General features: G+C 45.1%; 20 protein-coding genes. 7 read left to right on the top strand and 13 right to left on the bottom strand.

Annotated elements, in window-relative coordinates; genetic code table 11:
* The first annotated feature begins 39 nt into the window (after positions 1–39).
* Positions 40–1,146, top strand: a complete 1,107-nt coding sequence (gene alr, locus ED312_RS01835; RefSeq protein ID WP_123214295.1) for an alanine racemase — start codon at positions 40–42, stop codon at positions 1,144–1,146.
* A gap of 21 nt (positions 1,147–1,167) precedes the next feature.
* Here the strand turns inward: alr and ED312_RS01830 are convergent, their stop codons facing one another.
* From ED312_RS01830 to ED312_RS01800, 7 genes are all read right to left on the bottom strand, one after another.
* The gene (locus ED312_RS01830) at positions 1,168–2,802 is read right to left on the bottom strand and encodes a S41 family peptidase (RefSeq protein ID WP_123214294.1); all 1,635 of its coding nucleotides are present in this window, start codon (positions 2,800–2,802) and stop codon (positions 1,168–1,170) included.
* A gap of 65 nt (positions 2,803–2,867) precedes the next feature.
* Positions 2,868–3,473: a bifunctional nicotinamidase/pyrazinamidase gene (gene pncA, locus ED312_RS01825; protein ID WP_123214293.1), complete on the bottom strand. Its 606-nt coding sequence runs from the start codon at positions 3,471–3,473 to the stop codon at positions 2,868–2,870.
* A 122-nt stretch (positions 3,474–3,595) separates the two neighbouring features.
* Entirely contained in the window at positions 3,596–5,011 is a 1,416-nt protein-coding gene (locus ED312_RS01820; RefSeq protein ID WP_123214303.1) for a nicotinate phosphoribosyltransferase, read from the bottom strand.
* 10 nt (positions 5,012–5,021) lie between these two features.
* Entirely contained in the window at positions 5,022–5,414 is a 393-nt protein-coding gene (gene rnpA, locus ED312_RS01815) for a ribonuclease P protein component (RefSeq protein ID WP_123214292.1), read from the bottom strand.
* 75 nt (positions 5,415–5,489) lie between these two features.
* A complete protein-coding gene (locus ED312_RS01810; protein WP_206363193.1) occupies positions 5,490–7,364 on the bottom strand; it encodes a M1 family metallopeptidase in 1,875 nt (624 codons plus the stop codon).
* A gap of 90 nt (positions 7,365–7,454) precedes the next feature.
* Complete coding sequence (locus ED312_RS01805) at positions 7,455–9,089, bottom strand: S8 family peptidase (RefSeq protein WP_123214290.1); 1,635 nt, start codon at positions 9,087–9,089, stop codon at positions 7,455–7,457.
* 46 nt (positions 9,090–9,135) lie between these two features.
* Complete coding sequence (locus ED312_RS01800; protein ID WP_123214289.1) at positions 9,136–10,002, bottom strand: MBL fold metallo-hydrolase; 867 nt, start codon at positions 10,000–10,002, stop codon at positions 9,136–9,138.
* Positions 10,003–10,333: 331 nt separating this feature from the next.
* Here ED312_RS01800 and ED312_RS01795 point away from each other — a divergent pair, with 331 nt between their 5' ends.
* The 5 genes from ED312_RS01795 (at position 10,334) to ED312_RS01775 (ending at position 17,114) form a co-directional block, all read left to right on the top strand.
* Positions 10,334–10,669 carry a DUF202 domain-containing protein gene (locus ED312_RS01795; RefSeq protein WP_240642991.1) on the top strand — a complete coding sequence of 112 codons (336 nt, stop codon included), beginning with the start codon at positions 10,334–10,336 and terminating at the stop codon, positions 10,667–10,669.
* A 43-nt stretch (positions 10,670–10,712) separates the two neighbouring features.
* Entirely contained in the window at positions 10,713–12,497 is a 1,785-nt protein-coding gene (locus tag ED312_RS01790) for a monovalent cation:proton antiporter family protein (protein WP_123214288.1), read from the top strand.
* 91 nt (positions 12,498–12,588) lie between these two features.
* On the top strand, positions 12,589–14,658 hold the full coding sequence (locus ED312_RS01785; protein ID WP_123214287.1) for a cation:proton antiporter: 2,070 nt from the start codon (positions 12,589–12,591) through the stop codon (positions 14,656–14,658).
* Between the two features lie 194 nt (positions 14,659–14,852).
* Positions 14,853–16,628, top strand: a complete 1,776-nt coding sequence (locus tag ED312_RS01780; protein WP_123214286.1) for an SLC13 family permease — start codon at positions 14,853–14,855, stop codon at positions 16,626–16,628.
* A 246-nt stretch (positions 16,629–16,874) separates the two neighbouring features.
* On the top strand, positions 16,875–17,114 hold the full coding sequence (locus tag ED312_RS01775; protein WP_123214285.1) for a hypothetical protein: 240 nt from the start codon (positions 16,875–16,877) through the stop codon (positions 17,112–17,114).
* A gap of 122 nt (positions 17,115–17,236) precedes the next feature.
* Here ED312_RS01775 and accC read toward each other — a convergent pair whose 3' ends face one another.
* From accC to pdxA, 6 genes are all read right to left on the bottom strand, one after another.
* Positions 17,237–18,589 (bottom strand): acetyl-CoA carboxylase biotin carboxylase subunit, encoded by a 1,353-nt coding sequence (gene accC / locus ED312_RS01770; protein WP_123214284.1) that lies wholly within the window; start codon positions 18,587–18,589, stop codon positions 17,237–17,239.
* A 20-nt stretch (positions 18,590–18,609) separates the two neighbouring features.
* Positions 18,610–19,098: an acetyl-CoA carboxylase biotin carboxyl carrier protein gene (gene accB / locus ED312_RS01765; RefSeq protein ID WP_123214283.1), complete on the bottom strand. Its 489-nt coding sequence runs from the start codon at positions 19,096–19,098 to the stop codon at positions 18,610–18,612.
* Between the two features lie 61 nt (positions 19,099–19,159).
* Positions 19,160–20,164: a beta-ketoacyl-ACP synthase III gene (locus ED312_RS01760; protein WP_123214282.1), complete on the bottom strand. Its 1,005-nt coding sequence runs from the start codon at positions 20,162–20,164 to the stop codon at positions 19,160–19,162.
* Positions 20,165–20,502: 338 nt separating this feature from the next.
* Positions 20,503–20,700, bottom strand: a complete 198-nt coding sequence (gene rpmF / locus ED312_RS01755; protein WP_123214281.1) for a 50S ribosomal protein L32 — start codon at positions 20,698–20,700, stop codon at positions 20,503–20,505.
* A 27-nt stretch (positions 20,701–20,727) separates the two neighbouring features.
* Complete coding sequence (locus ED312_RS01750) at positions 20,728–21,261, bottom strand: YceD family protein (protein WP_123214280.1); 534 nt, start codon at positions 21,259–21,261, stop codon at positions 20,728–20,730.
* 337 nt (positions 21,262–21,598) lie between these two features.
* Positions 21,599–22,648 (bottom strand): 4-hydroxythreonine-4-phosphate dehydrogenase PdxA, encoded by a 1,050-nt coding sequence (pdxA, locus tag ED312_RS01745; protein ID WP_123214279.1) that lies wholly within the window; start codon positions 22,646–22,648, stop codon positions 21,599–21,601.
* 97 nt (positions 22,649–22,745) lie between these two features.
* On the opposite strand from pdxA, the gene ED312_RS01740 reads away from it, so the two are divergent.
* Positions 22,746–23,336, top strand: a complete 591-nt coding sequence (locus ED312_RS01740; protein WP_123214301.1) for a riboflavin synthase — start codon at positions 22,746–22,748, stop codon at positions 23,334–23,336.
* The last annotated feature ends 106 nt before the right edge of the window (positions 23,337–23,442 follow it).

Genomic DNA, 23,442 nt, shown 5'->3' with positions numbered 1-23,442 from the left:
CACATGATTAGGATTACGCTAAAATCTGAACGAAAAAACATGTCAAAAGTTGCAGAAACCGTGCTCGAAGTAGACCTCGGGGCCCTCCGGCACAACTATGAATTCCTGAAATCCACCCTTCGTCCCGACACAAAATTTATCGCTGTTGTAAAGGCCTTTGCCTATGGGCATGATTCGCGCAGGATAGCCCCCTTCCTGGAAAAACTGGGTGTAGATTACTTTGCCGTAGCTTACACCAGCGAAGGCATAGAACTACGGGAAGCGGGCATACAAACCCCTGTGATGGTTTTACACCCGCAAAGCGTGCATTTTGACGATCTTGCAGATCACAGGCTCGAACCCTGTATTTATTCGCACCGCATTCTGTCTCTCTTCCTGGAAACTGCAAAAACAAGAAAAATGGATGCCTATCCAGTACACCTGAAGTTCAATACCGGCCTTAACAGGCTGGGATTTGGCGAGCATGAGGTGGAAAGGGTAGTCACTGCACTTCAGGAACAGACGAACATAAAAGCGGTTTCGCTGTTCTCCCATCTGGCCGCGTCCGAAGACCCGGACGAAGAGGTGTTTACCCGCAATCAGATAGCGGCATTCCGGAGAATAGCCGACAATTTTGAAAAACTGGCCGGGTACAGACCTTTATTGCACCAATCCAATACCTCCGGAATACTATGCCATCCGGACGCCCGGTTTGATATGGTACGAAGCGGTATAGGCCTTTACGGTTACGGCAACGATGAAATAAAAGACAGACTGCTGCGTCCCGTAGGAAGCCTGAAAACCGTAATTTCCCAGATACATCAACTGGAAAAAGGGGACAGTCTCGGTTATAACCGGGGATATATAGCAGAGAAAACAACCATGACAGCCACGCTACCCCTCGGACATGCCGACGGGATTGGCAGACAATACGGCAAAGGCAAGGGCCATGTATCCGTCAACGGTCAAAAAGCCCCTATTATCGGTAATGTCTGCATGGACATGCTTATGATAGACGTCACCGGAATAGACTGTAAAGAGGGAGATGAAGTCATTGTATACGGGAAAAATCCGACCGCCGAGGAATTTGCAGCCACAGCAAATACTATTTCATACGAGCTTATAACCGGTATTTCCCGCAGGGTTAAAAGGGTATATATCGAATAGTTCGCCGGGTAACGATTGCTGCTATTTCAGCAATGCGCTGTATCTCGTTTTGCTTTTCAAAAGACCTGCCGCAGCTACGATGGCTTCATCATGGGACAGGTAGTAGTCGTACAGCCCTTCCCTGTAGAAATACCTTTTTATGATCTCATCTTCTATTTCCTTGGACAGCTCTTCCTTGTAATTGTCCAGGGTGGTTATTTTGCTGCTTTCAATATCCTGCAGCAGTTTCCTGTAGTCTTCCTGTACCTCGGCACCAAAGAGTTCCATCTCTTCGTTTTTCCCTGCCTTCTTAAGGAGTTTCTCCACCTCGGTTTCGTAATCAAAATCACTTTTAGCGACAAAATCCTTAAAGTCACGATAGTCCGCATCCGAAAAGGAAAAGCCTTCCAGGTCTTCCACCTTATGGCTAAAATAATAATCCGTGGCGTAATCAAAAATCACCTGATTGCTCAGCAGTTCCTGCACGAGTTTATTCTGACGGAGCACTTTTACTTCCAGGTCGGGCGTTATTCCTCCACCGTCATAGACAGTCCTTCCGTTTCTTGTCTTAAAGGCATTATAACTGGAAACATCTGTTCTCAGGGCATTACCGTTCTCATCCCGGTGTGCATAATCCAGGGCCTGGATACACCTGCCGCTGGGCGTGTAATACCTGGATATTGTTACTTTCAATTGTGTTCCGTAGGTAAGTTTAAGCGGCCTTTGCACCAATCCTTTGCCAAAGCTTCTCGCACCTACTACAACAGCCCTGTCCAGGTCCTGAAGTGCCCCTGATACTATTTCGCTAGCGGAAGCACTTCGTCCGTTTATGAGTATTACCAGGGGAATTTCCGTATCTATGGGGTCTTTCCGGGTACGGAACTCCTGGTTAAATTTCTTCACCTTGGATTTTGTGGTAACAATAGTTTCGCCTTTGGGGACAAACAGATTGGTAATATCAATAGCTTCGGTGAGCAGTCCTCCCGGGTTGCCCCTCAGGTCCAGAACCAATTGCTTTATTCCCTGCGACTTAAGGTCTTCCAATGCCTCCTTGGTCTGGCTGGCTGCTTTTCGGTTAAAGCGGGACAGCACAATATACCCGGTATCATCATTGACCTTTCCGTAAAAGGGAACAGCATCTACTTCTATTTCTTTCCTGGTCAGTGTTGTTTTACGGATTTCCCCCTGCCGGCGATAGGTTATATCCACAGAACTGTTTACAGCTCCTTTAAGCAGTTCTCCTGCGTCGTCCTTAAAATCCGAGATACGGACATCTCCTATCTGGATCAGTTCGTCCCCTGCTTTCAAACCTGCTTCATCGGCAGGATATCCCTTATAGGGTTCTACAATAAGTAATTTGTCGTGATAGCTGCGAACCACTGCCCCGATACCGGAATATTCCCCGCTGTTCTTTATCTTGTACTCCTCCACGTCCTGCTCGTTCATATACACCGTATACGGATCGAGATCGTCCAGCATTTCCTTGATGGCCCCGTCCATAAGCCTGGCCGGGTTAATCTCATCCACATAATTCATGTTAAGTTCTTTGAACAACGTAGTGAAGATCTCTATTTGCTTGGCTATCTCGAAAAAATCGTTTTTGAACGAGGTCGCCGTAAAAAGCATACAAACGGCAATGAGAGGAAATAATATTCTTTTTTTAAGCAGTTTTTTCATGACTTGCAGATTTAGTCTTTATCTTCTTTCCGGAAAACAACGCCATTTTGGTCTTTGGTTTGGCATCACAACTCCTCCGAGGATATCAAATGTACTCCAATTTGACGTAAATCGGAAATTGCCGCTTTGTAAGATTCGCCTGCTATGAACCTGGTGGCATCCGTAATGTAATAAGTATGGAATCCGGCATTGCAGGCATCTTTTGCCGTATAATATACGCAATAATCGGCTGCAAGACCACAGACATATACCTCTTTTACTTTCATTTCCCGGAGATAGGAAGCCAGTCCGGTACTGTATTTTTTTCCGTTGTCATAAAACCCGCTGTAGCTGTCTACCCGGTAATGCATTCCTTTCCGGAAAACCGCGGCAACCGGTTTTTGGTTCAATTCTTTTGCAAGATCAGCACCGGGACTTCCCTGCACACAATGATCCGGCCAAAGCACCTGATCCAATCCGTACAGATCTATCATTTCAAAAGGTTTTTTCCCCGGATGTGCAGAAGCAAAACTCCGGTGCCCCTCCGGATGCCAGTCCTGGGTGGCCACTACAAGATCGAAACGGGGTTCCAGGGCATTGATCACCGGTATCACTTCATCTCCGCCGGGGACGGCCAGGCTGCCCCCAGGTAAAAAATCGTTTTGTACGTCTACGATCAGCAATGCTTTCATCTGGTTCTTTTTTATTGTTTTTCAATGATCAGATATAACCTTTGACGATTAAAATAATCATAGCCCTGTGAGTCTAAAGATCATTTTAATCATGTCGGTTTCATGGGATGGGATTTATATTTTCATGTCCCGCTTTCTCCTAGCTTTTCCGATTTCAGATGATTCCGCATTTGCTCTATTTCACTGCTAAGCCCTACTTTATATACATGCGGAAAATCGAACCGCTTATGTTCTTCAGGCAGCCGTCCGAGATTTTTTACGGCGGCAGCGGCTATATCACGGACAGATCGTACAGGGGAAAGGCGTTTACCTTCCCTCATAACCTCCTGCAACAACGGCTCCGCCAGGGCAGGGTTCAAAGGCATTCTCTTATGCGGCTCAAACGGATGGGCCATGCCGTCCGGAGCTTCCAGGCCTTCCAGGGTTATCGCATCTGCAATACATTTGCCATTGCCGTTAAAGTAGCGATATACCTGCTTTTGTCCCGGAAAATTCATCTTCCTCAGGTTCTCCGATATTTTGATACGGGGCTTATCTTCAAAACTGCACAGTTTATACACCCCGTCCAGCGCAGCATTTTCATGCCCTACTACAAGATTGGTCCCCACCCCGAAAATGTCTATAGCTGCACGTTGCTCCTTCAAACTCCGTATTACGTGCTCATCGAGTTGATTGGAAGCGGCTATTTTAACATATGAAAGCCCGGCGTCATCCAGCATTTTTCTGGCCGCCTTTGACAAATAGGCAAGGTCCCCGCTATCGAGTCTTATCCCTATCAGCTTCTTTCCTTTTTTTTCCATTTCCCTGGCAACGGTAATGGCATTCGGTATACCGCTGTTCAGGGTATTATAGGTGTCTACCAGTAACACACAATTGTCCGGGTGTGTCTCCGCAAAATCCCGGAATGCCGTAAGTTCATCATCATAACTCTGTATGTAGGCATGGGCCATGGTGCCGGTGATCGGTATTTGAAAGGTTTTACCGGCCAGTACATTGGAGGTAGTATCAAAGCCCCCTATAAAAGAGGCTCGTGAAGCCTGGAGCCCTGCATATCCCTGTGCCCTCCTTAAGCCGAACTCGGCCAGCGCCTTGTCTTCACCCGAAATATAACGGATACGGCTGGCTTTCGTTGCTATGAGCGACTGGAAGTTCAAACAGTTTAAAAGGTAGGTCTCCACGATCTGGCATTCCACTACCGGCCCCGTAACGGTAATTATGGGTGCAAAAGGAAAGACTATTTCTCCTTCCGCCACGCTTTTAACCGTCCCCGTGAACTTGAAATCAGCAAGATATTCTATGAAACCGGAATCAAATCCCTGTTCCGACAGATAATCCAGGTCTTCCCGGGAGAACGAAACTTTTTCCAGCCAGTCCAGCGCCTCTTCCAGACCGCAGAAAAGAACATAGCCGCTGTTAAAGGGGGTTTTCCTGTAGAAATAATCGAATGTGGCTTCTGTTCCGTGCTTGCCCTTTAAAAAGTAAGCTTGTCCCATGGCCAGCTGGTAGAGGTCTGTGTACAATGCTGTATTGAAGTCCATATTTTCCGCTTTAAAATTTGCCTTCACCGGCTTCTTCTTCCAGGAACAGGTGTAATAACTCTCTCATTTTACGGTCTGTTTTCCTGTACTCGGGCATTTCCCTGCCAAGATACAAAATCATAAAGGCATAGGAAGCCTCAGTCCCGATCCTTTCTTTGACCTGGTGCTTGTTAAGCCGGTATGCCTCCCGTAAAAGTCTTTTGATCCGGTTGCGGTCCACGGCCTTTTTAAACTTTCGCTTGCTTACGGACACGGCTGCCTGAACCCCTGCTGTACCGGGGAATTCCGTTTTAACATACACCAGACGAAGCGGAAACCGGGAAATACTTTTTCCCTCGGAGAAAAGCTTCTCTATAAGCTTCCTGCTTTTTAATTTTTCCTCTTTCGGAAAACGTTGATCCATCCGATTATATTTTTGTAAAAATAGAAAAACCTCCCGAAAGCAGGAGGTTTTCCATAGAAGTCATTTTATCTTCTTTTATTCAAAAGTCATCCCGTTGTTGCTTTTGTCCACATCGGCCATAAGATCGGAAGGGTCGACCACTATGGCTTTGATATCGCTTTTGGGCCTGTTTATGGTAAATTCATAGGTTGGATATGCCCATGCCCAGTCCGGGAGCACAGTTCTCTCAAGGTTCGGATAAGGGTTGTCTTTTATACCGTGCATCATACGCAGCGGGGCGTAGAAAGTCTCATAAGAGTCGTCTTTATAAACGACCAGGACATCTACAGGCATCGGCATCAGGCCAATGCGTTCCAGGGTTACTTTTGTATCCTCTCCTTCCCCGGTCACTTCTTTGATCGCATAATCGATCGTATTGGTGGTCATGGTCCAGTCTGTGAGATACCAGTCAAGTTGAAATCCGGAGACTTTTTCAGCTACCCTTTTAAAATCGTTGGGAGTAGGATGTTTAAATTTGAAATCTTCGTAATACCTGTGCAGTGTTTCCATCAGCTTATCCTGCCCTATAACATACCCCAGTTGTGCCAGGAATACTTCTCCTTTGCTGTAAGCGGAAAAAGAATACGCCATATTTTCCGCATAGCGATCGGCATGAGTGGTCTGCGGTTGCTCCTTGCCGGACATTGCCAGCATAAAATAGCTTCGATATGCGTTTTCGAAAGGGTTGGGCTTATTCCTTTCCATGATCTCGTTCTCAGCCAGATCGGAAATGAAAGACGTAAAACCTTCGTCCATCCACGGATGTTTGGACTCGTTGGTCGCCAGCAAATGCTGGAACCAGGCATGCGCCATTTCATGGGCGGTCACTCCTACCAGGCTACCAAAACTCCGTTCCCCGGTAATAAGGGTACACATGGCATATTCCATACCGCCGTCTCCGCCTTGTATTACGGAATACTGTTTCCATGGGTAAGGCCCTATATTTTTGTTATAGAAATCGAGCAACGCTGCGGTCCTGGGCTGGAGCTTTTTCCAGTTTTCCACAATTTCCGGGTTGTCCTTATATAAAAAGTGCAGCGTTACACCGCTTGGGGTCTCCAGCGTGTCGTGAATATATTCCGGGTCTGCAGCCCAGGCAAAATCATGCACCTTTTCCGCATGGAAATGCCAGGTCAGCTTTTTACCTTTAGGTCGTTTTACCTTCGTTCCCTTTTTCTCATAACCATATCCTATTTCATCGCCGTTTTGCAGGTTTCCGGTGCCTCCGAGGATATATTCCTTATCGATGGATATCTGCACGTCGAAGTTCCCCCAGACTCCATGAAATTCGCGTCCGATATACGGGTCGGCATGCCACCCTTCAAAGTCGTACTCTGCCATTTTCGGATACCACTGGGTCATGGATAAAGCTACTCCTTCGGAACTGTTACGGCCCGATCTCCGGATCTGCAACGGCACCTGCCCTTCAAAGTCCATTGCCAGTTTGGCAGAGACTCCCGGTTTTAGCGGACTGGCTAGTTTTACCTCCAATATGGTCCCTTTCGTTTCATATGTTACAGGCTGACCGTCCTGAGTAAGCGATTGCACTTTAATATACCCTACCTCATCCGGTTTCAATACGCCGATCCGGCTTTCATATTCGGGTTCTTCCTTGGTTCCTTTATTAATTACCATCCGTTTATCCGGATCAGCAATGGTTTTTAAACGCACATCCATTTCACTTCCCGGCTGAAAAGCATTGAAATACAGATGATAGAATACTTTATCGAGAACATCCGGGGAATTATTGGTATATATCAGTTCCTGTTTTCCCGTATAACGGAAGGTTTTTACATCCATATCCACGTTCATCCTGTAATCCACATGCTGCTGCCAGTAACCGGCAGTTGCCTGAGCATTCGCGGCAAAACCGGCAAGAAGGACGGAACATGCAATAATAAATTTCTTCATATGTCTTATTTTTACATCTATACTGTGCATGGCAGGCAAGTCAGGTATTTTTCAGATAAAGCAGGTAGTTTCGGGGACATTCGAACTTTCCTACAGGTCCAGCTTTTTCCTCGATACCTTGTCGGCCATGATAATGGCGTTATACGCGTTCACCATTCTTCCGGACCTGGATACTTCTGAGAATGGCTGTTTTTTCTCAGGATCACCTTCGAGGATGACATTTGTTTTTGCCGTAAGTCCTGAATGCATTATTATTTTTTTCACCTGAGGTGCCGTAAGGTCCGGATAATAGGAACGTATTAATGCTGCAACACCGGCCACTTCGGGAGACGCCATAGATGTTCCCTGCTGAAATTCGTACTTGCTACCCGGTACGGCAGACCATATTTTGGTCCCCGGCGCAAAAACATCCACGTTGTTCTTTCCGTAATTGGAAAATTCAGCGACCATTTCCGGTCCATAGGTATAGTCCAATGCTCCTACAGTCAAGAAGTTGTCTGCAATTTCATCTCCGTTATCTACGGCATCGTTAGGATATACGTTGGTTTTGTCCAGGTCTTTGGATTCATTTCCCGCGGCATTAACAATAAGCACGTCTTTTTCTCCGGCATATTTGATGGCATCTCTCACCCACTCAGGGTGCGGAGAATAATACTTACCGAAACTCGTATTGATGATTTTCGCTCCATTGTCTGCCGCATAGCGGATAGCCAGGGCAATATCCTTATCATATTCGTCTCCGCCCGGCACTGCTCTTACCGCCATGATCTTTACATTGTTGGCCACACCGTTCATCCCTAACCCGTTATTTCTCGCGGCGGCAATGATACCGGAAACGTGGGTTCCGTGTTTGGCTTCTTCTTTATCCGGTCCTATGACGTTATTGTTTCCGTAATCCGTATCGGTAATGTCATCGGGGTTATCGCCTACGGGGCCTCTTCCGTCAAAATCCAGGTTCAGGTTATAATTCAACTGATCGCTGAAATGTTTGATACCTTCTTCCAGCTCTTTTTTCAATTCCTTAACAGATCCCAGCGAAGTATCCACAGACATAATATTCGTCAGAAATGCCTTTGCCTGTACCAGTTTCAGATTGGACGAAGGAAGTTTTTCAATATCTTCCCTGGTATAATCTTCTTTCTGAAGTTCCTCCCTTACCGTTTCATCGGCATTCTTCACCATCTGCAGTATCTGCTCATACTGGTTTTTATTCATTTTTGCCTCCTGGAGTTCTTTATCATATTCGGCTTTGGCTTTCTTATATTCTGCCGATCCATCGTCTCCTTTCTTCAGTATCCTCACGTACTCCATATTTTCGTGTACGGCGTCTCCGAGGAAGTTCCAGCCATGAATATCATCAACATAACCGTTACCGTCATCATCGATACCGTTCCCCGGAATTTCCTTTTCGTTAATCCAGATTACGTCTTTCAGGTCTTCGTGTTCTATATCCACACCGGAATCCACCACTCCGACAATTACCTTCACTCCTTTTCTTCCTTTCAGAAGCTCTTCATATGCCTTGTTCACACTCATCCCCGGGATAGTGTCTGCTATGAGGTCTGCATGAGGCCAGGTCTTAAACTCATTTTCATTGAGATCGGCTACTTTAAGAGGTACCGAATCTATATTTTCTATCGGCGTAGAAACAATGGCCGCAGTTCCGCAACCTGCGAGCAAAAAAGCTGCCGAAACCGGCAAAAGAAATGATCTTGTAAGGTTCATAATAAATTGATGTTTTATCGGACCGGGTATTTTCCGGTCATTTCATTTAGTTAAACACCTCATCAAAGGTGTGGATTTCGCGGAGACGGACTCCTTTTTCGGTATGTTTGAGGGTGCATATTTCGTTATGGGCATCGTGCTCCAGGAACAGATAAAACTCCTCCGAAGCCGCTTTGTTCAGGAAATCTGCTTTTTCCTCGAGGGTAAGTAAAGGCCGGGTATCATACCCCATCACATAGGGCAGGGGGATGTGGCCTGCCGTAGGCAACAGGTCTGCCATAAAGACCAGGGTTTTTCCTTTGTATTGCAGAACGGGGATCATTTGTTTGTCCGTATGCCCGTCCACATAAAGAATGTCAAAGCCCAGTGCTGAGTTTTTGAGGTAACGGGAGCCTTTTTCGGGAACGGGAATAAACGACAGTTGTCCGCTTTCTTCAAGAGGTAGTATGTTTTCTTTGAGAAAAGAGGCTTTTTCACGGGCATTGGGTTCGGTAGCCCATTTCCAGTGTGCCTTATTGCTCCAGAACCTGGCATTTTTAAAAGCGGGTTCATACCCCGTACGGTCCTTATTCCACTGAATACTACCGCCACAATGGTCGAAATGCAGGTGAGTCATAAACACATCAGTAACATCATCGCGGTGAAAACCGTATTTTGCCAGAGACTTATCTATCGTATCGTCTCCCCACAGGTAATAATAACCGAAGAACTTATCGGATTGTTTATTACCCATACCGGTATCTATAAGAATAAGCCTGTCCCCGTTTTCTATAAGAAGCGACCTTGCGGCAATATCTATCATATTGTTTTCGTCCGCAGGATTGGTCCTGTTCCATAAAGACTTTGGCACCACGCCAAACATGGCCCCGCCGTCCAGCTTAAAATTTCCTGTTTCTATGGGATATAACTGCATGTTATTTGGTTTCAGGTTTTCAGGTTACAAGTCGCAGGTTTGGCTATGTCATTCAAAATTCTCCCGGTCCCCGAGCGGAGCCGAGGGGCCAAATAGCCCGCAAAATAACAAAACCATTGAAGAAAATATCAAAAAGCTGTCTTTTATTGGGTCTTTTTTAACATTTTTTTACTTTATCAGATATTTAAAATACATATGTATGGCTATTCTAAAATATTGCGCTATTTTTAATGCTGAAGCAGGTCCGGGAACATACGGAAAAAACAACCCGTTTTCGCCGTATCGGTTAACCCGAGTTCTCCCGGAAATAAACTTCAAATCACTTGTAACCATGAAAAAACTAGTCCCGTTCCGAAAAATGCAACTTTTGCGATTTGGCCGCGATTTTGAGCGGGATGAAGATATGATCCTCAGGGATTACCTGTCTGTGGAACGCACACGACTCTCCAACGAGAGGACGCTGTTGTCGTATATCCGGACATCCCTGTATCTTATTCTGGGCGGGATCACTTTCATACAACTGGACGACTTCTATAACCTGCAATATCTCGGGATATTATCACTCTTTCTTAGTGTTATATTCCTCATTATCGGGATATACAGGTTTCTGTTACTCAAAAAGAGCCTGAAACGATTTCATCACAGACCCAGGGATACGGAAGAATAATTTCCCGTACAAATCCCGGAGATCACAATAACACAGTAATTATATGGAGTTAGAACTGTTAAATTTACTTTTAGTTTTGGTAGTAGCATGGATGGGAGGCTCTCTTGCTACACGTCTTGGCTATCCGTCCATTCTGGGAGAACTGATAGCCGGTATCGTATTCGGTCCTGCTTTGCTCGGAGTTCTTGCTCCTTCCGAAGCCACTGCAGTACTTGCCGAAATGGGGGTAATCCTCATGATGCTTTACATAGGTATGGAAATTGATTTCCGCGAACTGGGCAAGGCATCCCGGGCGGGACTGTTAGCTGCCCTGGGCGGATTTCTCGTTCCCTTTGCCCTGGGGTATTATGCCGTTCTGGCATTCGACGGTACCAAAATGGGGGCGCTGTTCGTCGCCATTGCTGTGGGCGTAACCTCCCTGGCCACAAAATCGCGTATCCTGGTAGACCTGAAGCTGCTCAATACCCGTATTGCCCATGTGCTCATGGCCGGAGCGCTCATATCAGATACACTGGCGCTCATTATTTTTGCAGGGATCATTAGCTTTGCGGATGCCGGAAGTGTTGAGCTCCTGGAAATACTTATAGTTACCGGGAAAGCCCTTCTTTTCTTTGCCGTCACCGGATTGCTGGGAGTCTATATTCTTCCCTTCCTGGGAAAACAACTGGAAAAAGCAGGTTTTACAAACCGTACCCTGTATTTTACCATTATGCTCATAATCGCCATAGGTTTTGCAGAACTCGCGGAACTCGCGGGGCTGCACTCCATTCTGGGGGCATTCATCGCCGGATTGTTTTTAAGGGACAGCATCTTTGACCGGAGGCTTTCCAAAGAGCTGAATAAGGTTTTCTATGATATTTCCATAGGTTTTCTGGCCCCTGTCTTTTTTGTTACTGCGGGCTATAATGTAACTTTTGATGTTTTCCAGAACAACCTGACTTTACTGCTGGTCATACTTGCAGTTGCCGTATTAGGAAAAGTATTCGGAACGGCCCTGTTTTACCTGCCAAGTGGCAATGGATGGAGAGAAGGTATTACGGTGGGTACCGGAATGAACGGGCGGGGAGCAGTAGAAATCGTCATAGCGGGTATTGCCCTTAATATGGGGTTTATAGACAATGAGATTTTTTCTATTCTCGTTTTCATGGCCATCTTTACCACCGCTACCGTTCCCGTCCTGCTTACCTGGACCACCAAATGGCTCCGTAACAGGGGGGAACTGGTCCTTTCTTCATCTGAAAAACAAGGAATCCTTATTCTGGGGGCAGGCCCTTTATCTCTATATATTGCCAAAAAACTTTCCGGGAAAGCTCCGGTATCTCTCATCGATTCCAACGTTGACAACTGTATCCGTGCCAACAACCTCGGTCTGAACTGTATACAGGGAAATGCCTTAAAAGAAGAGGCCATCATTGAAGCCGGGGGACATGAAGCCGGTACTTTCGTCAGCCTTACCAACAATAGTGAGATCAATGTACTTGCCGCACAACTCGCCAGTGAAGGCATAGGTATCCCTAACATATACGTTTCCATTACCCCTTCTTCGGAGGGTGCGAATGTAGAATTGCTGGAACCGATAGGAGCATCCACAATTTTTGCCAAAAAAACCGATCCTTACAAGTGGGACTATAAACTGGAAAATAAAGATTTCGAAGAAGTCAGTGTTGAAATATCCGAAAACATATCTTCCAGGAATTTCCTGAAACAATTATCCGGAAAAGAGGGAGATGTACTTCCTGTTTTCTATGAGAACGGCGAGGGAAAATTGTATATATATCATTACGGAGCGGAATTAGAACCGGGATATAAAGTCCATTATATCAAATAACCCGGTACATCTCCCGAAAAAGTGTAGTTAGTTAGTTTAGATAAAGAAGAAAAAACCGTTTCCCCTCATTATAGTCATTTAATTATTTCTTATGGACACCTTCTTTGAACACCTGATGCATGAGTTTGAGTTACCGCTGGCAAATCCCGTACTGGCCTTTACGCTCATTCTCCTGATCATACTTATTTCTCCCATACTCCTGAGGCGTCTTAATATTCCGGGGATTATCGTATTGATCTTATCGGGTGTACTGATTGGCCCTCACGGATTAAACCTTCTGGCCAAAAATTCGGCAGTTGACCTTTTCTCCACTATCGGGCTCTTATACATTATGTTTATTGCCGGGCTGGAATTGGACATGAACGAGTTTAAAGTAAACAAAAACAAAAGTGTCTTATTTGGTTTTTTTACCTTTATTATACCTCTGGGCGTGGGATTTCCTGTTTGTCATTACCTCCTGGGGTATGATTTCAATGCCAGTTTTTTAACGGCAAGTATGTTTGCCACCCACACCCTGGTCACCTATCCCATAGTGAGTAAACTGGGGGTATCCAAAAACCAGGCCGTGGCCGTAACTGTCGGGGGCACTATACTCACAGATACGGCGGTACTCATTATTCTCGCCGTTATTATGGGGGCGCATGACGGAGGGCTCACCCGCGAATTCTGGATAAGGCTTGTAATATCCCTTACCATTTTTTCGGCCATTATGTTCCTCGTCATACCCCGGATCGCCAAGTGGTTCTTCAGAAAACTGGAAAGCGAAAAACACTCCCATTACATCTTTGTATTATCCATTGTTTTCTTTGCTGCCTTTCTTGCCGAAATCGCAGGAGTGGAGCCCATCATAGGAGCTTTCGTAGCGGGGCTCGCCCTTAACAGGCTCATTCCACATTCCTCGGCCCTGATGAACAGGATTGAATTTATAGGAAATGCCCTTTTTATTCCCTTTTTTCTTATAAGTGTAGGGATGCTGGTAGACTTGAGTGTTATTCTCAAAGGGCCGATGGCATTGATCGTGGCCGGAACACTTTCTGTCGTAGCTCTCTGCGGAAAATGGCTGGCTTCCTTCCTCACCCAGGTTGTCTTTAAATATTCCGCACACCAGAGACAGTTGATCTTCGGGCTGAGCAGTGCACACGCAGCCGCTACCCTTGCCGTTATCCTGGTAGGTTACAAAGCAGACATCCTCGATGAAAACATCCTGAACGGGACCGTAATCCTTATATTAATAACCTGTATCGTAGCCTCTCTTGCCACCGAAAAAGCAGCCAAGAAAATCGTAGTAGCTTCAGATAACGAACCCGGAGAGCCCCGAAACACCCTCCTGTATGACGAACATATTCTCCTCCCCATTGCCAATACGCATAATATGGACAAGGCACTGGAATTTGCCATACTTATCAAAGACAAAAAATCCGCTTCTCCGCTTTCCATTCTTACCGTAGTACCCAACAATCAGGAAGCAGAAAAAAACCTTACCAAGGCCAAAAATAAACTGGAGAATTATATTAAAGATGCCACAGCTTCCGAAACAAAAGCCAAGGTTATTGCCACTATAGATTTTAATGCATCCAGCGGTATTGCCCGGACCGCGAGAGAGGTCATGGCCAATATCATAATATTGGGCTGGCCCCGGAGAAAAGGCTTTATCGATAAGCTCATAGGAGAAAAGATGGAGCACATCCTTACCTATACCAATAAGGCCCTCTTTATATGCGATTTTAAAACCCCGCTCATTAACCACAAAAGAATATTTGTTGCCGTTCCGCCACTGGCAGAACTGGAAAAAGGGTTCGAACAATGGGCAGGAAAAATATCCAGGCTTGCACAGGAATTGAGTATTCCCGTTATTTACAATTGTAACAAAGCCACACAGGAAGCGATCCTCAGATACGAAAAGCGCAGGCAATCCAATGCCAGCAGCCATTTCCGTGAACTGGAAAACTGGGAGGATTTTCTTATCCTGTCCAAAGAATTATTGCCGGAAGACCTCTTTATACTCATTTCCACCAGAAAGGGGACCGTTTCTCATATCAATATTTTAGACAACCTCCCTTCAAAACTGGAAAAGTACTTTAATAACAACAAGATTATTATTTACCCCCCCGCTGCAAACCTCAATAAGCCGGATTTCGATATCATCAACGTCTCCTCATAAAGCACATACAGAAAATAAAAATGCTGCTACGGGCCTTCCGGCCCAAAGCAGTATTTAATTCCCCGGCCGGATTACGGTTATTCCCTGTCAAAAATTTACCATACGTCCGTTTTCACACAAATATCCCGTACGCCCATAATTGCTGTCCGGTTTTTTGTTTTATATTAGATTCTGCAAAGTCCTAACCAGAAAGCATGAATATTGATCTTGTCATTACCTTGATTATTATTGCCATAGGTATATTTCTTTTCGTTAAGGATTATTTTTCCATAGACACTACATCCATTCTTATTATGGCCTTGTTTATTGTTGCCGGCGTGCTTAGTCCGGAAGAAGGCTTTTCCGGTTTCAACCATCCTGCCACGCTTACGTTGGGATGTATGTTTGTGGTCAGTGCCGGTGTGTTCCATTCGGGCCTGTTGGATGGTATAAGTGCAAAACTGGTGCGGATTGCCCGGATCAATTATTTTTCTGCCCTCGTTATCTTTTGCCTCACAGCTGCCATATTTTCTGCCTTTGTAAACGATACGGCCGTTGTGGCACTATTGCTTCCGGTAGCCCTCAAGGTCTGCCGGGAAAGTGAGATAAGTCCTTCCAGATTGCTCATCCCCATTGCATTCGCTGCACTCTTCGGAGGCACCTGTACTCTTATCGGGACTTCCACCAATATCCTGGTGAGCAGCTATGCGCAAAAATACGGCCTGGACGGTTTTGGCATGTTCGAATTCAGCCTGGCAGCACTCTGCATTACCGGGATAGGCTTCGCTTATCTTGTCTTTATAGGTCCTCTTTTACTTCCGAAACGGGATGGTATTACCCCCGGTCTTAGTGAAGAAGCCGAAAAATATGTAACGGAGATCGATGTGGAAAAGGGTTGTCCCGATCTGGACAAGCCCGTTTTCAGGTCCAGGTTGGCGCGGGAATTTAATACACAGATACTGGGCATACAGAGGGAGGATAAAACACTGTTTGAGATAAGGCCGGACACTATACTCCTGGAAGGCGACATCTTAAAGGTCATTCTGCCTTCCGACACCTTAAATGACCTGCGCAATATAAAAGGATATAAGATCAGGGGGGACCTTTCCGACTACGGTTTTAAAAACCCGGAGAACCAAAGGAGCCTTTATGAGACCATCATCCCTTTTGGCTCCGTTCTTGCCGGAAGTTCGCTTAGGGCTATCAATTTTCGCCGAAAGTACAAATCGTCTGTACTGGCCATGCGGCACAGGGGCGAATTACTTCTCGAAAACCTGCCGGATATCAAACTCCTTGAGGGAGATATGCTGCTCATACTGGGTTCCAAAGAAGAGATGGAAGCCTTGTCTGCCCAGGGACTGGTCATTACACTTTCCGAACATAAAAGCAGCAAAACAAACCTCCGAAAGGTAATCCCGGCCCTGATCATTGCCCTGGGCGTAGTACTTGCTGCAGCACTCCACCTGACTTCTATCCTCATAAGCAGTATGATAGGTTCTCTTCTGCTGATAACCACGGGAACACTGAAACCCCAGGAAGCCTACAAAGCGGTAGAATGGAAGGTGATCTTTATGATGGCAGGTGTCCTCTCTATGGGTACGGCACTGGAAAAAACGGGAGGGGCAGAGAAAATAGCCGTTTTCATACAGCAGAGCTTGGGACATTATGACCCGCGTATTACACTCAGCCTTTTATACCTCATTACCTTCCTGTCCACCAACGTGCTCTCCAGTAAGGCCACCGCTGCCCTTATGACCCCCATAGTCATAAGCCTTGCTTCGGCCATGGATGTAAGTGAAAGGCCTTTTCTCATTGCCGTAATGTTTGCCTGCTCCCTGACCTTTATGACTCCTGTGAGTTATCCCACCAATACCATGGTCTATGCCCCCGGAAACTATAAATTTAATGACTTTCTGAAAATAGGGACACCACTCAATATTATTACCTGGCTTACGGCTTCATTCATAATTCCGCAATTCTTCCCGTTTTAACCATACATTATCGATAGGGATTTGTTTTATAGTATAAAAAATATATTTTTGTGACGGACAAGTGTCTGAATACCAACCACAGATATTTACTTTAGTTCTTTAACTTACCGTTATTGCCTTTTTCAAGAAGTAATTTACTACCCCTCCGGCTTCTCAGACCTTTGCTGCCTTTCCATAAAAGGAAGCCTAAAGGTTATGGTTATGTGATAGTGCTTTCATAGCACCAGGTTAATAAATGAGGTAGGAATGAAAAAAGGGTTCACGGCCTGTTTCATTCACCCGGGATCGGGGATTAATTATTACGGCATTAGAATTATGATTGGTAAACACAAAAAGGAACTGGAGCAACTTCCGGACGAGATGAAACACGAAATCAACAAGTGTATGGAGATCTATCGGGAACTGGAAAAATATGATAAAGGGAAAACAGATATAAAAACCCTGCATGACAGACTGGGGAATATACTGGAGAAATACGAAATATAGATATCCTTCCTGCAACAGATACAGCGAATCCACTTCATAAAAAAGGCCCGAAAATCACTTCTCAGGCCTTTTTATTTATGTATAAAACAACAATATGTTATCTGCCGGCGGAAGGATAAGATTTACTCTTCCGTTGCGGGCTTCATCTCAAAGTCTTCCATGAACTTGGTCGTGTAATTACCCGCTATATAATCCGGGTGGTCCATCAATTGCCTGTGAAAAGGTATTGTGGTCTTTATTCCTTCGATCACAAATTCATCCAAAGCACGCTTCATTTTATTTATAGCTTCATCCCTGGTCTGCGCCGTGGTAATGAGTTTGGCGATCATGGAGTCATAGTTCGGCGGAATCACATAACCACTGTACACATGTGTATCCAGCCGTACCCCATGTCCTCCCGGAGCATGCAGTGTAGTGATCCTTCCCGGTGAAGGACGGAAATCGTTATAAGGATCTTCGGCATTGATACGGCATTCGATGGAATGCAGTTTAGGAATATAATTTTTACCTGAGATCGGCACTCCTGCGGCAACCAGTATCTGCTCACGAATAAGGTCGTAATCGATAACCTGTTCGGTAATGGGGTGCTCTACCTGAATACGGGTATTCATCTCCATAAAGTAGAAGTTCCGGTGTTTATCCACAAGAAATTCCACGGTACCGGCACCTTCGTATTTTATATATTCTGCTGCTTTCACAGCTGCTTTTCCCATTTTTTCGCGGAGTTCGTCCGTCATAAAAGGGGAGGGGGTTTCTTCGGTAAGTTTCTGGTGGCGCCGTTGTACGGAGCAGTCTCTCTCAGAAAGGTGACATGCTTTACCATATGCGTCTCCTACTATCTGGATCTCAATATGCCTGGGCTCTTCGATAAGCTTCTCCATGTACATACCGTCATTACCAAAAGCTGCAGCGGCTTCCTGCTGCGCACTTTCCAGTGCTTTTTTAAGGTTCTCCTCTTTCCACACGGCACGCATTCCTTTACCCCCGCCTCCGGCAGTGGCTTTCAGCATTACGGGATATCCCATTTGTTTAGCAAGTTTTGCCGCCTGCTCATAAGATTCCACAAGGCCGTCAGAACCGGGTACCGTAGGTACTCCGGCCTCTTTCATGGTAGCTTTGGCCGTAGCCTTGTCTCCCATTTTTTCGATCATATCAGAAGATGCCCCGATAAATTTTATATCGTGTTCTGCACATATTTTGGAAAACTTGGCATTTTCGGAAAGGAATCCGTATCCCGGGTGAATGGCGTCTGCATTGGTAATCTCTGCAGCAGCAATGATGTTGGACATCTTCAGGTAGGACAAGTTACTCGGGGGAGGGCCTATACAAACCGCTTCGTCGGCAAAACGGACATGAAGGCTATCGGCATCGGCAGTGGAATATACCGCCACGGTTTTTATCCCCATTTCCTTACATGTACGGATGACACGAAGTGCTATCTCCCCTCTGTTTGCTATCAGTATTTTTTTAAACATCTGTTGAAATTTAAAATTTCTTATGATGGGTCAACAAGGAAAAGGGGTTGATCAAATTCTACCGGTGAGGAATCGTCTACTAACACTTTTACGATCTTTCCGGAAACCTCCGATTCTATTTCATTAAACAATTTCATGGCTTCGATGACACATAAGACATCTCCCTGTTTAATCGTGCTCCCGACTTCAACAAATGTCGGTTTATCCGGAGAAGGTTTTCTGTAGAAAGTCCCGATAATAGGAGATTTTATGGTAATGTATTTATCGCTTTCCGCCGGAGCCGATTCGGCCGGTTTGGCAGGAGCGGCTTGTTCCTGGGCCTGCTGTTGCATCGGTTGCTGCGGAACAGTCGGGGCTACCGGAACTTGCTGTATGTAAGTGGTTTCTGATGTGCTTCCTTCCGTACCAGTCTTAATGGTAATCTTAACGTCATCCATCTCCAGTTTTACTTCACTGGCACCCGACTTGGCAACAAACTTGATCAGATTTTGAATTTCCTTTAGATCCATGATTATTCGTTTTGTTAGTATTTTAAGTCTTTTATCTACTTCCCTTAACGGGACGAATCACTTAGTGTTCCCGGGGGTCATATGCCCACTTGAGGTAAATGGAACCCCAGGTAAAACCACCTCCAAAGGCAGCAAATATAAGGTTATCTCCTTTTCTCAGTTGATTTTCGTAATCATTTAACAGTAAGGGGAGCGTTGCGGACGTAGTATTTCCGTATTTCTCAATGTTAATCATTACCCTTTCCTCATCCAGGCCAATGCGCCCGGCGGTAGCATCGATAATCCTTTTATTGGCCTGGTGAGGCACCAGCCATTGGACATCCTCTTTGGTGAGATCATTTTTCTGCATAATCTTTTCGGCAACATCAGCCATATTGGACACGGCGAATTTGAATACGGTTTTTCCGTCCTGGTGAACATAATGCTGCTTATTCCGTACGGTCTCTTCGCTTGCCGGCAAAAGTGAGCCTCCGGCTTTCATATTCAGGAAAGCTCTTCCGTGCCCGTCCGACCTGAGGTATTCGTCCTGAAGTCCAAGTCCTTCTTCATTGGGCTCAAAAAGGACAGCTCCGGCACCATCACCAAAGATAATACAGGTAGTCCGGTCGGTATAATCTATAATCGAGGACATTTTATCCGCACCGACAAGCAATACTTTCTTATATCTTCCGGATTCGATATAGCTTGCCGCGGTAGACATTCCATAAAGAAAACTGGAACAAGCGGCCTGTAAATCATAAGAAAAGGCGTTAACCGCCCCGATTTCCGTTGCCACATACGCCCCTGTGGATGCCACCAGCAAGTCAGGCGTAGCCGTAGCCATTATTAAAAGATCTATTTCTTCCGGGTTGATTTCTGCTTTTTTAATAAGGTCCTCCGCAGCTTTAATGGCAAGATATGAGGTCCCCTTGTCCTTGTCTTTGAGAATACGTCTTTCCTTTATACCTGTACGCGTGGTTATCCATTCGTCATTGGTCTCTACCATGGTTTCCAATATCTGGTTGGATAACACAAAATCCGGAACGTATGCTCCTACAGCGGTAATTGCTGCTGTTTTTCTACTCATAGTCTAATTTCGTTTATACCAAAACTGCGAAACCGAAGAAAAATTAATACAAAACATACGCTCATCAATGCTCTTTTTATCCATTCCGGACCGGCACGACCATTGAGTTTTGGTATTCTTCTATCTTAATTTCTACTATCAAACCAAATTAAAACCACACCGTCTCCCGTAAAATCAAACATGCATATCCCTGTGCCTCACGGGATTTCCGCTCTGTGAAATTATTAATTTTCTTTGAATATCGGTGCAAAATAGTTGGTTTTTACTATTTAGAAAAATATTTCTTCATAAAAAAAACCCCCACACCGTGAGAGTTTTACTTTTTAGGACCGTAATTACTATGCTACTTCTTCGGCAGAATTATCGATCAACACTTTACCTCTGTAATACAATTTTCCTTCATGCCAGTGAGCTCTGTGATAAAGATGAGCCTCACCTGTAGTAGAATCTACGGCAATTTGAGGAGCAGTCGCCTTATAGTGCGTTCTTCTTTTATCTCTTCTCGTACTAGACTGTCTTCTTTTAGGATGTGCCATTTTCGTCTATTTTAAAATTTCGCTTTCTTATTTATCAGTTAACAGCTTCTTCAGTGTGTCCCACCTTGGATCTGTTTCTTCGTCTTTTTCCTTTTCCGTACCCGGTTGTAATTCTGTAAGTTTCCGCACAATTTCCGAATCGAGACTCCCGTCCTTTATTCCCGGATGCACTTTTTTTGCCGGCACGGAAAGTACAGTCATCTCATAAATATACTGTGCTACATTTACCTGGTGTTCCCCATGTGGTAAAATGAGAATTTCCTCATTTTCATCGTTGTACTCTTCCCCGAACTTCACTATAAGGTCAAGTGACCCTTTTATCTTCTGATCAAAAGGCTCATTGGAAAGATCACAATTTACATTTACTGTACCTTTTACGGCAAAGTCCAGCTCCAGCATATTGCTTTTCTTGTGCAAGACCACATCTACTTTCAACGAAGCATCGTTAAAATCAGTGTAGTCAAACCCTTCAAAGAACAAATTATCAATACGATAACCAAACCGGTGTTCTCCTTGCTTCAATCCCGCAAAGGGGATATCGAACTCCTTGAACTTCTTCATCTTAAACCTCCGTTATCTCCGCATCTCGTTCCTGACCTTCCGGTATCGGAACGGGTGTGCAAAGATATAAATTTTTATTAATGACCAACTTACTATCTTTATTTTTTCCATTCCTTTTTTACCGCGATCTTCTACGGAAACAAAAAAATGATAAAAATACGGCACTTTTCAGCGCATTTTTCATCGGGTATCCGTTACCCTGTATACTCAAAAATACGGAAACAAAACGGAAAACAACTCCAAAATACCGGCATTAACAATTTTAAGTTTCCATGACAAGAGGCTAACCGGTTAAATTTCCCGGCCCGTAAGACCGTATCCCTGAAATATGACACTACTACCTGTTGTTCCCTGAAGCCTTTTTCAACGGATTGGAAGTGAGTTCTTCATACTCCTCCCGATTCCTGTATATCTGGATTGCGGTAAACACAGCTTCCTTGAATGACTGGTAATCCGCCACTCCTTTACCTGCGATTTCGTAAGCCGTTCCGTGATCGGGAGATGTTCTCACTTTGTCAAGTCCGGCCGTATAGTTCACCCCTTTCCCGAAAGACAGTGTTTTAAAAGGGATAAGCCCCTGATCATGATAGGCCGCCAATACGGCATCGAATTTCTTATAACTGTCCGAACCGAAAAAGCTGTCGGCAGAATAAGGACCAAAAGCCATGATCCCCTTCTCAAAAAGTTCGGCCACCGCAGGTTTGAGCACCGTATCGTCTTCTGTCCCTATAACCCCGTTATCCCCGCTGTGGGGATTAATACCCAATACGGCGATTTTAGGTTTGCGTATACGGAAATCCCGGATAAGGGAATCGTGTATTTTCGCAGCCTTTTTCAGTATGAGGTTCCTGGTAATATTTTCACTGACGTCTTTTACGGCAATATGATCGGTCATAAGCCCTACCTTCAGGTCTTCGGTAACCATAAACATCAGGGCCTCCCCATTCAGCTCTTTGGCCAGGTAGTCGGTATGCCCGGGAAAACGGAATTCCTCGGACTGAATATTATGTTTGTTTATCGGGGCCGTTACCAGGACATCCACTTCATTATTCTTTAATGCCTCCACGGCTACCTTCAGGGACAAAAAAGCGTATTTCCCGGCTTCCTCCGTTTCTTTTCCGAATTCTATTTTGGGGGCATTTTTCGATATATTCACAATATTTACCTTGCCCTCTACTGCCTGGGAAGCTTCATGCACACCATTGTAATTGACTTCCAGCCCGAAATGTTTTTTCTGAAAAGCAATGACTTTATTGGACGCAAATATGACCGGAGTGCAGAATTCCAGCATGCGGCTGTCTTCAAAAGCCTTAAGGGTGATCTCCCCGCCTATACCGTTAATGTCTCCGATGGAAATTCCTACTCGTATGTTGTTCTTTGTTTTCATGTACAATATTTATGTAAATTTTATAAAAGGAATCATCCGGGGTCGTTTTTATATTCCTTACTTTTACCTAGCAAAATTAACCAATAAATACGAAAGAATGTTCACAGGGATCATCGAAGAACTCGGAACAGTAACAAATCTTGTTCCGGAAAAGGACAATTTGCACATTTCTATCAAAAGCAGTATCACTTCAGAGTTAAAAATAGACCAGAGCGTTTCGCATAATGGCGTATGCCTTACCGTAGTTTCCCTGGACGGGGAAGAATACACCGTAACCGCCATAAAAGAGACACTGGAACGGTCTTCACTGGGAAACCTGAAAAAAGGAGACACCGTCAACCTGGAACGCGCCATGAAACTGGGGGACAGGCTGGACGGGCATATCGTTCAGGGACATGTAGACCAGACTGCGGTATGTTCGGATATAAAAAACGCTAACGGAAGCTGGTCCTTTACCTTCACCTACGACCCGTCCTCCAGCAATATCACCATAGAAAAAGGCTCCATAACAATTGACGGTACCAGCCTTACGGTCGTGGATTCCGGGGCCGATTTTTTCAGTGTGGCCATTATTCCCTATACCTACGAACATACAAATTTCAGAAATTACAGGATAGGCTCCGTCGTTAACCTGGAATTTGACGTGGTAGGGAAATACGTAGCACGATTACTGGAACTGCACAAATAGGAAAAATCCATGTTGCCGGAATAAAACATCCGGGCCATGCACCACAAAGGCACTTTCAGAAGTAAATAAACATTTGTAATTCAGTTAATTAATTCGTAAATTAGAA

The sequence above is a fragment of the Sinomicrobium pectinilyticum genome (genome assembly GCF_003725735.1).
GTDB classification, from domain to species: domain Bacteria; phylum Bacteroidota; class Bacteroidia; order Flavobacteriales; family Flavobacteriaceae; genus Sinomicrobium; species Sinomicrobium pectinilyticum.
Note: the sequence above shows the minus strand (reverse complement) of the source record. Positions and strands in the feature narration are given on the sequence as shown.